This window comes from Hymenobacter sp. AT01-02, from assembly GCF_000961955.2.
GTDB classification, from domain to species: Bacteria; Bacteroidota; Bacteroidia; order Cytophagales; family Hymenobacteraceae; genus Hymenobacter; species Hymenobacter mucosus.
Genome location: NZ_JZIR02000080.1, coordinates 1 through 10,475, shown reverse-complemented (window position 1 = coordinate 10,475; position 10,475 = coordinate 1). Strand labels below are relative to the sequence as shown.

Annotated in this window: 8 protein-coding genes and 1 pseudogene; 6 read left to right on the top strand and 3 right to left on the bottom strand. The window is 55.2% G+C overall.

The annotated features are described in order from the left end of the window. Positions 1-422, top strand: a 422-nt coding sequence (locus VI25_RS19140) for a hypothetical protein (RefSeq protein WP_236705139.1), incomplete at its 5' end; no start/stop codon positions are given. 60 nt (positions 423-482) lie between these two features. Here the strand turns inward: VI25_RS19140 and VI25_RS19135 are convergent. The 3 genes from VI25_RS19135 to VI25_RS19125 form a co-directional block, all read right to left on the bottom strand. Then, positions 483-1,388 (bottom strand): 1-aminocyclopropane-1-carboxylate deaminase/D-cysteine desulfhydrase, encoded by a 906-nt coding sequence (locus VI25_RS19135; protein ID WP_045687989.1) that lies wholly within the window; start codon positions 1,386-1,388, stop codon positions 483-485. 152 nt (positions 1,389-1,540) lie between these two features. After that, positions 1,541-4,120, bottom strand: a complete 2,580-nt coding sequence (locus VI25_RS19130) for a YfhO family protein (RefSeq protein ID WP_045687990.1) — start codon at positions 4,118-4,120, stop codon at positions 1,541-1,543. A 213-nt stretch (positions 4,121-4,333) separates the two neighbouring features. Then, entirely contained in the window at positions 4,334-5,230 is an 897-nt protein-coding gene (locus VI25_RS19125; RefSeq protein ID WP_045687991.1) for an EamA family transporter, read from the bottom strand. Between the two features lie 91 nt (positions 5,231-5,321). Here VI25_RS19125 and VI25_RS19120 point away from each other — a divergent pair, with 91 nt between their 5' ends. The 5 genes and pseudogenes from VI25_RS19120 to VI25_RS19105 all read left to right on the top strand — a co-directional run bounded on the left by VI25_RS19120 (position 5,322) and on the right by VI25_RS19105 (position 10,407). Further along, on the top strand, positions 5,322-7,622 hold the full coding sequence (locus VI25_RS19120) for a bifunctional UDP-N-acetylmuramoyl-tripeptide:D-alanyl-D-alanine ligase/alanine racemase (RefSeq protein WP_316934373.1): 2,301 nt from the start codon (positions 5,322-5,324) through the stop codon (positions 7,620-7,622). Then, entirely contained in the window at positions 7,613-7,834 is a 222-nt protein-coding gene (locus VI25_RS28645) for an alanine racemase C-terminal domain-containing protein (RefSeq protein WP_316934372.1), read from the top strand. Before VI25_RS19120 ends, VI25_RS28645 begins: the two co-directional genes overlap by 10 nt. 415 nt (positions 7,835-8,249) lie before the next feature. After that, the gene (locus VI25_RS19115) at positions 8,250-8,855 is read left to right on the top strand and encodes a hypothetical protein (protein ID WP_055562749.1); all 606 of its coding nucleotides are present in this window, start codon (positions 8,250-8,252) and stop codon (positions 8,853-8,855) included. A 23-nt stretch (positions 8,856-8,878) separates the two neighbouring features. Further along, a pseudogene (locus VI25_RS19110) lies at positions 8,879-9,658 on the top strand (alpha/beta hydrolase family protein); the annotation flags it as partial. Positions 9,659-9,756: 98 nt separating this feature from the next. Next, entirely contained in the window at positions 9,757-10,407 is a 651-nt protein-coding gene (locus VI25_RS19105) for an OmpA family protein (RefSeq protein ID WP_055562747.1), read from the top strand. Positions 10,408-10,475: the final 68 nt, after the last annotated feature.

The following is a 10,475-nucleotide window of genomic DNA, read 5'->3' as shown; positions in this document are numbered from 1 at the left end:
ATACGCCGTGGGTAGTAGAACCCACCGAGCCCCTTATGTTGCCACCGGCTAGCCTGGCGCCAGTCGTACGATTAGCTTACTTCATTCTCGGCAATCCGGTGTACTTCGCCAAGCTCGCGTTATTGAAGGGCCTGTTGTTTATCAGCTATGTCAAGAGCTACTACTCCTGGTTTCATATCGTGATGATAGTAGTCTTTATCTATCCATGCTATTGGATGGCCTGGCGCGGAAGCCAAGTGGCCGCCGTGTGGCTGCCGGTGCGCGTGTTTCTAGTAAGTGTTATTCTACTACAGGGCCTGATTGTGATGATGACAGTAGAAGACTGGGATGTACGGTTTCTACTACCGGTTCTGCCCTGCACATTTGCATTGGCTGGAATAGGTATTGCCAACACCCCAATCTTTACCCGAAAAGGCCAGTAAGTAACAGCCCTTATACTCCTGACCTAATGTTAAGGGTAGACCAAGCTGATGGATACGTTGCTACACGCCAAGTGGAGCTATTGCTCCAAAGCCAGCCCAAGCTTGTAGTCCCCCTGTGTGCACTGCTACCACTGTGCTACTGGGTTGGAAGTATCCTTGCTCTAACAAATCTAGAATGCCTACCATCATTTTGCTGGTGTAAATGGGGTCGAGCAAAATGCCATGCCGTTGCTGAAACTCGACAATGAACTGCCGCAAAGTAGGTGAAAGACGAGCGTAGCCGCCGCCGTGGTAGGCCGTCTGTAGCTCCCAGTTGGTGTAGGTGTAGCCAGTAGCGTGTTGAGTTAAGCTATGAATATCCGTGCGCAGAAAATCAGCTCCTTTCAGCGCTGCAAATCCTACGGCGTAGTGCTGATGGTGCAAGCCCGTTAGCAAGCCCGCAAGGGTGCCGCCAGTTCCACAGGCCACGCACAGGTAGTCAAACGCAGTCTGGGTTTGAAGTTCAGCTACCAGTTCGGCGCATCCGGGAAGGGCCAGTGCGTTGGAGCCTCCCTCTGGGATTACGTAGGCTGGGCCAGTTTCTCTCAACAACGCCTCCAGCACGTGCGGCTCTTGCTTACGGCGGTAGGTGGCTCGGTCAATAAACCGAAGCGCCATGCCATCGGCCGCCGCTCGGGCGAGGGTAGGGTTGGGAGGAACCGCTGCTAGTTCGTCTCCCCGCACAACCCCAATGGTACGTAGCCCAGTAAGGCGGCCCGCGGTAGCTACGGCAGCCAAGTGGTTGGAGTAGGCCCCTCCAAAGGTTAGCACAGTGTCGTAGCCCAGGCGGCGGGCTTCCTGAAGGTTGTACTTAAGCTTACGCCACTTGTTGCCGGGTAGTTCTGGGTGCGTTAGGTCGTCGCGCAGCAGAAGTAAGCGCACTCCTGCGCACTGGGCAGCTGGCTCATTGAGGGGCTGCAGAAGCATGATAAGGCTATAGTATTAAAGAAGTACAACGTCTTAGTACTTCTGAAAAGTAGCGAGGGGTTGAAAGTACAAAGCCCCAGGAAAAGGTACGCCGCAAAAAGCAGTCAGTATGCTCTTCCTAGGACTTTGCAGAAGCAGGTTAACTAATAGGGTTAGGCCGCTAGTAAGGTGTCCTGCACAGTATGAGGTTCTGGGCGATGCTTCAGGGCGTAGTAGAGAGCCCCCACTAGCACGAGTAGCAGCAGAATAGAAGATACCATAGAAACCGTGTTGCCGATGGCATATTGCGTAGGCTCGAAACGGAACTCAATGGTATGGGTACCGGCCGGTACTTGCATGGCCCGCAGCACATAGTTTGCCCGCACATGGGGCACCTGCTTGCCATCTAGGTAGGCGTTCCAGCCATCCTTGTAGTATATCTCCGAGAATACCACAAAGCCATCTTGGGCGGCATTGGCGCGGTACGTTAGCTTATCAGGCTCGTAGGCGGTAAGGGCAATGGTAGAGCCTGACGCCGAATAGGCTGTCTTTTCAAGCGGAAACTTAGAGGCATCTACCACCGCAGCCGTAGCAGGCGTCAGGGTACTAAGGGCTTTAATTTCTTCGTCGGGGTTTTGTACCTTTTGCACCTCGCTTACAAACCAGGCATTGCCCAAGGCGCCGGGGTTGCGCTGCACTTGTTCCGGCTGCTGGGTTTGCGGGTTGGCGGGCACAATGACGTAGCGGGCATTGAGCATGTTGAGCACGCCGGCATTGCCTTGGCTGAGTTGACGCTCAATCAGATCTTGATAGCGGCGCAGTTTGGCCCCGTGGTACCCGCCAATACTCTTATGGTAGTAAGACGTATTAGCTTCGTTAAAGGGGTTGTTCAAGTTGTACACCCGGTAGCTCAGGTCCTTGTCCTGCAGGATCTGCTGGTCGAGAGCGGTAGGGGTGAATTGCTCGGCAATGGTTTCACGTTGGAAGTTGCCATCATTGAGGTAGCGCTTATCTACTCCCCACAGGTCTACTAAGGTAAGCAAGCCTACAAGCGCGGCCGCCGTGCTAGTAGAGAGTTTGCGCCGCAGAAAAAACCACAGAACCCCACCCGTGAGAGCAACAAAAATGAGGGAGCGGAACACGTCGGTGCGCATCAAAGAGGCACGGTCGGCGCGCAGTGCATCAAGCGGGAAGCCCTGCTGCTGAAGCTGGGCATCAATGGGCGCCGCAAAGTCAGATACCATGCCGGCCAAGAATGCCAAGGCGCAGATACCCGCCGTGATATACAGCGCACGCAGTACCTGCTGCTTGAGGGTAGCTGTTTCGGCGTCGTCGGTAGGCTGGGCCGTGAGGGCCGCCAGGCTGGGGTGGACACTGCCAGGCACGGCTGGCGCAGCAGCCCGGCCCCGTAGCACGCGCGCTAACGCCAGAACTGCCAACAGAGGCATAGCCAGCTGCGCTATAACCAAGGCCATACTCACGGAGCGGAACTTGTTGTACCCGGGGAAGTAGTCAAACATCAGGTTGTTGAACACCCCAAAGTTTTTGCCCCAGGCCAGTACAATCGACAAAGTGGTGCCCACTAACAGCCAGATTCGGGTACGCCGGTCGGCTACCAGCAGGCCTAGCACAAATAGGAAGCACACTACGGCACCCACGTACACGGGCCCACTGGTAACGGGTTGGTCGCCCCAGTACAGGGGCATCTGGGCTAGGTAGTCGGTTAGCTGCACGGGCGGGACGCCAGCCGCAGCCAAGGCCTTCCCGGTTTCCGATGATTCGCTGAGTTTGCCTTGCGAGGCACCACCGTAGAAGTTGGGCACCAGCAGGGTAATAGTTTCGCCCACGCCATAGCTCCAGCCAAAAGCGTAATCCCGGTCCAGACCAGAGCCTACCGCATCTTCGGCCGCCGGTGCCGGCTGACCTGGGGCAGTAGGAGCCGGCGTTGTCAGCTCCGACTTGCCACGGATGCTGTACTTGCCGTATTCTAAGGTAGTATATAGGCGGCCAAAGCTGACGCCTACGGCCAGCAGGGCCCCTACGCCCAGGATAGCAGTGCGGGTTAAGAAGTCAGCCAACCGCTTTTCGCGCAACGCAAAAACCAGCTCTACCACCCCAAACACTAGTACCAGCAACAGCAGGTAGTAAGTGATTTGCAAGTGGTTGGAGCGCACGTTCATGGTAAGCCCCAGGGTAAACAAGGCTGCTCCTAGCCACCGGTTGCGCCGAAATGCTACCAGCAATCCGCCGAGTACCAGCGGCGCATACGCCAAGGCTAAGCTTTTGGTATTGTGGCCCGCCGCCAAAATGACCAGGTTGTAGCTAGTGAAACCTAGCGCTACTGCACCCACCACGGCAATCAGCGGGCGGATACCTAGCGCTATGAACAGCACGTAGCCGCACAACAACGCTAAGAATAAGTTGGCTACTACCGCCGGCAAGCCCAGTGTAAATAGGCTGTGCAGGTAGCCACTCATGTCGCCGGGGAAGCGGGTACTGATGAGGTAGGTAGGCATCCCCGAGAACATGGAGTTTGTCCAGAGGGCTTCGTGGCCGGTTTTGGCTCGCCACTCGGCTGCCTCGTGGGCACCTCCATTAAACTGCACGATGTCGTGCTGGGCCAAGGTCTTTCCATCAAAAAGGATGGGGGAAAAGTACACGGCGGCCAGCACCAGGAAAAACACAACGGCTAGCAGGTGCGGTAGCACCCGCCGCCACAGCGGCACAGTGGCCGGACGGGAAATAGTGGTCATTCGGCTTACAGAAAGTCGGAAAACTACTTGCCCGGCCCCTCGGCCCGGCAAAGCAGCCCGAAGGTAGCCGTTTTCAGGCTTTTCAAATCGGCTTATTCAACGAAATACCCATGCCCCTTGCTTGCAGCTGCACAGGTGGGGTGCGAATTTCAACTAGTGGCCTAGGTGAGGTGGCATTGCATAACGGCGTAGCGGCAGGTGCCTTTAACCGCATTAGCTGGTAGCTGGCTGCCGAAACCTGCTGTTGTAAAGAGCTACTGAAAACAGGATAACGCCATACGCAATCAGTTCGGGCGTCGTTGCTTGCTCGCCGAAGTAGAGAAATGCCAGTACAAAGCTGACCAGCGGGTTGATGTACATCCAAATGCCCACCGTGCCCGAGGGCAGCACATTGAGGGCGTACAAGTTCAGGAACAGCGGAATGATGGTGAAACCAATACTAAGTACTGTTGTCACCGAAAGCAGGTGCGCGTCGCGGAAACCGGCTACTGGGTTGGCACCCAGTAGGGGCGCTAATGGCAGAATAACTAAGGCAGCCAAGCCCAGCTGCACCGTCAGAAGCACAAGGCGGTCGTAGCCCTGCAGGCGGCGCTGGCTGATGAGGTAGGCGGCATAGGTGAAGGCTACAACCAGGCTCAGTAGCAACGTGCGAATATTGCCCGCGCCTAACAACAAGCAGCTAAGCGCGCTCAGCCCAATAGCCAGCCACTGATTGGTGCGCAGCTTTTCGCCCAGCACTGCGAAGCCTAACAAAGCTGTAAGAATAGGGCATACCAAATAAGCAAAAGAGCCCGCCTGCACACTCACTTGGTTGATGACGTAAATGAACAGCAACCAGTTGGAGGTGAGCAGCAAGCCGCCAATCACCGTGCTGCTAGCTGCTTGACGCCGTTCGGTGGCGGATGCTGCTCGCCACTGTTGCCACGTTGTCCGTACCGCATCGCGCCGAAAGATGCCGTGGATGAGTAGTAGGAACGTGAGGGAAAGCAGAATCCGGAAGAACAGAATTTGGCCGCTGGCATAGCCAGCCAACCACCGCAATGGAATGGGGAAGAAGCCCCAAATAAGAAAGGCCGCAAGAGCGGCCAGGTGATGACGCGAAAGTTTCACAATACAACTCGAAATGGCAATGAGCCCGCAAAGGTACGGTAGTCAACCCCAACTGTCGGAACTATCCGGGCTGCTGTACCTTTGCGCCGCCATGCTTCAGTTCGAAACCCTACCCGCCCTCACCGGAGGAACCCTGCTCCAAGCGCCTGCCCAGGCCGCTGCCGTACACCAATTGCTACTTGACAGCCGCCGACTAGGACAACCAGTTGGGGCGGTTTTCTTTGCCTTGCAAGGGCCGCGTCACGACGGACATCGCTACCTCTCAGAGCTGTATAGCCGCGGTGTGCGTTTGTTTGTGGTAGCGGAGGAGGCCGCAATTTCTGGGGGGTGCGCGGCCTTCCCAGAAGCCGGTTTTCTGCTGGTAGATGATACCTTGGCAGCCTTGCAGGCTCTAGCAGCGCATCACCGTCAGCAGTTTCGGCTGCCCGTAATGGGCATCACGGGGTCCAATGGCAAAACTATTGTAAAGGAATGGCTGGCCCAGTTGCTAAGCGCCGACGAGCTGATCTGCAAAAGTCCATTAAGCTTCAACTCGCAGGTAGGTGTGCCCCTGAGCGTGTGGGAACTGAACAGTACGCATACCCTCGGCATCTTTGAAGCGGGTATTTCCGAGCCCACTGAAATGGCCCGCTTGGCCCGCATTATTCAGCCCACACTAGGCGTGTTTACCAATCTTGGCACCGCTCACGACGCAGGATTTAGCTCTCCGCGGCAAAAAGTGGAGGAAAAGATGCACCTATTTCAGGACGTAGACACCTTGTTCTACTGCGCCGACCATTCGTTGGTGCACGAGGTGGCCCGGCAGCAGCTGAGTACCCGACGAACCGTACTGTATGCCTGGACGCGCCAACGTTTTCTTTTTGACGCCCAGCAGGCCGATGTGCTTATTAGTATTCACGATGCCTCCGCCGACCGTACCGTAGTGCACGTGGAGCGTGCCCGCCCCCGGCCCCAAGAACATACGTTTACCCTCCCCTTTGCCGATGACCCTTCGGTAGAAAACGCCCTGCACTGCTTGGTGGTGCTACTATGGCGGCAAGTAGCTCCCGCAGAAATCCAGCGCCGCCTCGACCGGCTGCAGCCCGTAGCCATGCGCTTGGAGATGAAGCAGGCCCTCAACGATTGCTACGTCCTTGACGACACGTATAACAATGACTTGGCGGGCCTTACTTTGGCTCTGGACGCGCTGGCCCGGCAGCCCCGCCGTGGGCGTCGGGCCCTCATCCTCTCTGATGTGCTGGAATCTGGATTGCCAGCCGCGGAATTGTATGCCCGAGTAGCGGCCCAACTTACGGCGCGCGGGGTGGAGCGGCTTGTTGGCATCGGCCCCGAAATTAGTCAGAACGCGGCCGCCTTTACCGGACTGGAAGGAGCTTTCTTCCCGCATACCGAAGCCTTCCTAGCCGCCTTCCAGCCCGACGACTATCACCACGAAACTATCTTAGTGAAGGGTGCCCGCCGCTACGGGTTTGAGCGAATAGTAACCGCCTTCCAGGAAAAAATTCATGGTACGGTGCTGGAAGTAAACCTTGATGCACTGGTGCACAACCTCAATTTCTACCGGCGGCGGCTACAGCCTGGCGTGAAGCTCATGGTGATGGTAAAGGCCTTTGCCTATGGTAGCGGCTCCTATGAAGTAGCCAACCTACTGCAGTTTCACCGCGTCGATTACTTAGCAGTAGCCTATGCTGATGAGGGGGTAGACCTACGCCAGCACGGTATCAGCTTGCCCCTGATGGTGATGAATCCGGCACCCGACGCGTTTCAGAAATTACGGCAGTACCACTTAGAACCTGAAATCTACTCTTTCGAACTGCTCAAGGCGTATCTACGTGCTGCTGAGGAGGGCCCCATGCCTGCCATTCATCTCAAGCTGGACACCGGTATGCGCCGGCTTGGTTTTGGGGAAGAAGACATACCAGAGCTGTGTCGCTATCTAAGTGAAAATGCCTTTCGCCTGCGAGTAGCCAGTGCTCTTACGCACCTGGCCGGTGCCGATGAAGAACAGCACAACGACTTTTCGCGCCAGCAGCTAGCCGCTTTTCACCGCATGACGCCGCAAGTAGAAGAGGCGTTGGGCTACCCTATTATCAAGCACGCTCTCAACTCGGCGGGCATCGTACGGTTTCCCGACGAACACATAGATATGGTACGGCTTGGTATTGGGTTGTACGGGGTAGAAGCCACTGGTCAGCAGCAAGATGCGCTCCGGCCTGTTAGTGCGCTACGTACTACTATCTCTCAAATTAAAAGGCTGCCGGCTGGCCAAACAGTAGGCTACAGCCGCCGCGGACAAGCTGTTGATTTTGAACGGCGTATAGCCACTATTGCTATCGCTACGCCGATGGGTACGATAGGCGCTTCGGGAACGGTGCCGGGGAAGTGCTCGTGAGGGGGCAGCGGGCGCCCCTTGTTGGCAATGTGTGTATGGACATGTGCATGGTGGATGTAACGAATATTCCAGAAGCACAAGCGGGCGATGCCGCCACAATTTTTGGAGCCGGTTTGTCCCTATCCGAGTTGGCCGGTCGCATTGGCACCATTCCCTATGAGCTACTTACCAACGTGAGTGAGCGAGTTAAGCGAGTATTCGTGGCGGAGTAAAGTATAACTATCTACTTGTTGCTGTGTAGTAGTACAATGTTCAGTGCTAAATACTATTTTTGGTTTTCCTGTTTTGGGAGTACTTCACTGCTATTGGACCAAAGCGAGTGTAGTGGTTTGCTAGGCGCATAGTCAACTGCTAATCCGCAGGTTGCTACTGCTTGCCCCTAGTAGTACACTAGTGTCTGCAAAACAGTAAAAGCGAAAGAGTTTTGTCGGTTAAGCAGGACTATTAAACGGCGAGTTGCTTGCGTTCAACCAGCACTAGCTGCGTCCTTTTCACTAGTATAGTACTTTCGCGTCTGGTCTAATGAAGTCCCATTTTGGGTCAAGTTGGCTTGAGAAAATGCTGCTCAGTAGTAAGCTGGTGGCATCTGCTTGGCCTTTCTTCTTTCACACTTCTGCGTTATAGTATATGAGTCGTTTTATCCGCTTACCCTGGTGGCAGCGCAGCTTCCTGTGGCTACTGTTGGTATGGGGTGTTGCTACCCATTGCGCCCAGGCCGCCGATAAACCATCATTAGAAGGCTACTGGAAAGGACCACTAAAAGTACCAGGTGGAGAACTAGAAGTGATTTTCCGTTTAGTAAGCCTTTCCAATGGCACCTACTTCGCCACACTCGATGTGCCACTTCAGAAGGTAAGCCGAATGCCGGTGGCAGTAACAGTACGCGGTGATACCGTGACGTTTGTTGCAGAGGAAGCCGGAAGTCAGTTTTCGGGTCAGCTAGCCGCTAGTGGCAAAGAAGTGCAAGGAGTGTGGAAGCAGCCGGGTTACGAAGTGCCAATGACGCTTAACTACGCCCCCCCCGCAATAAGCACCGCACCCAAAGCACGCCTGACTCCTCCATACCGGGAAGAAGAAGTAACCTTTAGCAACCTGACGGCCGATGTACGCTTTGCGGGTATGCTAACAGTACCCGCGGGAGAAGGACCCTTCCCGGCAGTAGTACTACTAACTGATGAAAGTGCGCAGGACCGAGAAGGCTCCTACGGTGATTACCGTTTGTTGGGCGCCTAGGCGACTACCTTACCCGCCGCGGGGTAGCCGTGCTGCGGTATGATGGCCGTGGGGTAGGCCAATCAACGGGTGAAGCTGGCAAGGCAGGCATTCCGGGTGCCATATCTGATGTGCAGGCAGCTCTAAACTTCTTGCGTACCCGCCCCGAAATTGACTTAGGGCATTTGGGTGTTATTGGTCACGGGGAGGGCGGAAATGTAGCCTTACTAACCGCAACGCAGCCCCTTCCCCCGGCCTTTGTGGTTACGTTAGGAGCGCCTGGCCTTAGTGGCACCAATCTGGTTTTGCAGCAGCAGCAGGCCTTGCTACGTGCCCAAACTACGGACCCCGTGTTAGTAGAAGCGGGCATCAAGCGCCAACAGGCAATGCTGGACATAATTCGTCAAACCCCCGATGCAGCGCAAGCCCAAACCATTGTCGCTAACATGTTGCGGCAAAACAACCCCTCCATGGAAGTGCAAGTGGCCCAAGACAGCGCCACCCGCCTTACGTCGCCCGCGTATCGTACATTCTTAAGTTTTGACCCACTGGAAAAGCTAGCTGACGTTAAATGCCCAGTGTTGCTGCTCAACGGTACGGCCGACCTTACTGTGGCGGCGGAACCTAATCTGCTGGCTCTTTCCAAGGCGCTGAAGTCCGATAAAGAGGTGGCAGTGCGCAAGCTGCCGGGCGTGAATCACTTATTTCAGCCCAGCCGTACGGAGTGGCCGCTAGTAAATGGGCAGCAAAAGCCTGTTTTCTCGCCTGCCACCCAAGAGATTATTCGGGAATGGATTGTGCAACAGTCCAAAGCGAAAAAATAGACCGTAATATATTGTGGTTTATATATTAAAAAGGCCCAAATGTTCTTAACATTCGGGCTTTTTTGGCGTAAGCGCAACTTCATTCCCTCAATCTCCCCATGAAAAAGCACCTTCTTTCTCTCTTTGCCGCAGCAGCTTTACTCTCGGCTTGTAATGACCTCAAAAAGCCTGAGGAAAAAGACCAACCCCAGGAAGCTACCAACGATACCGCAGTAGTATACCGCAACGGCGAAACGGCTGGTGAAGCTGCCAACGATGCCGTAGACGCTACAAAAGATGCGGCTAACAAAGTAGCCTCAGCCACCGAGAATGCTTGGGATATGACCAAGGCTAAGTTGGCTGATGTGAAGTATGAAGAAATTGACCTGCCCGAAGTAAGCGTGCGTAGCGACGACAACTATAGCGTGTATGGCTTGGAAGAAAAAGTACTGTTTGACACTGACAAAGCAGTCATTAAGCCTTCCGCCACTCGCGCTCTATCTGAAATAGGTGCCTCTATTGCCCGCCGCTACAAAGGCGCTGATGTGCGCATCATGGGTTTCGCCGACTCTCGTGGCGACAAGAGCTACAATAAAGAGCTGAGCGAGCAACGTGCTGAGGCCGTACGTAACTGGTTGCAGCAAAACGTTCACATCGAAGCATCACGCCTGAGTGTTGAGCCTATGGGTGAATCGGCGCCAGTAGCATCGAACAGCACGGCAGCTGGCCGGCAGGAAAACCGCCGCGTGGAAATTGCTGTGAAGCGCTAGGTAGCGCATCTAACTACCATACGGTTATACAAAAAGCCCCCGCTTCTTTCAGGAAGCGGGGGGTTTTT

Excerpts from the sequence above, each read along its gene's own strand:
- VI25_RS19135 (WP_045687989.1), bottom strand. The coding sequence starts at position 1,388 with ATGCTTCTGCAGCCCCTCAATGAGCCAGCTGCCCAGTGCGCAGGAGTG.
- VI25_RS19130 (WP_045687990.1), bottom strand. The coding sequence starts at position 4,120 with ATGACCACTATTTCCCGTCCGGCCACTGTGCCGCTGTGGCGGCGGGTG.
- VI25_RS19120 (WP_316934373.1), top strand. The coding sequence starts at position 5,322 with ATGCTTCAGTTCGAAACCCTACCCGCCCTCACCGGAGGAACCCTGCTC.
- VI25_RS19115 (WP_055562749.1), top strand. The coding sequence starts at position 8,250 with ATGAGTCGTTTTATCCGCTTACCCTGGTGGCAGCGCAGCTTCCTGTGG.
- VI25_RS19105 (WP_055562747.1), top strand. The coding sequence starts at position 9,757 with ATGAAAAAGCACCTTCTTTCTCTCTTTGCCGCAGCAGCTTTACTCTCG.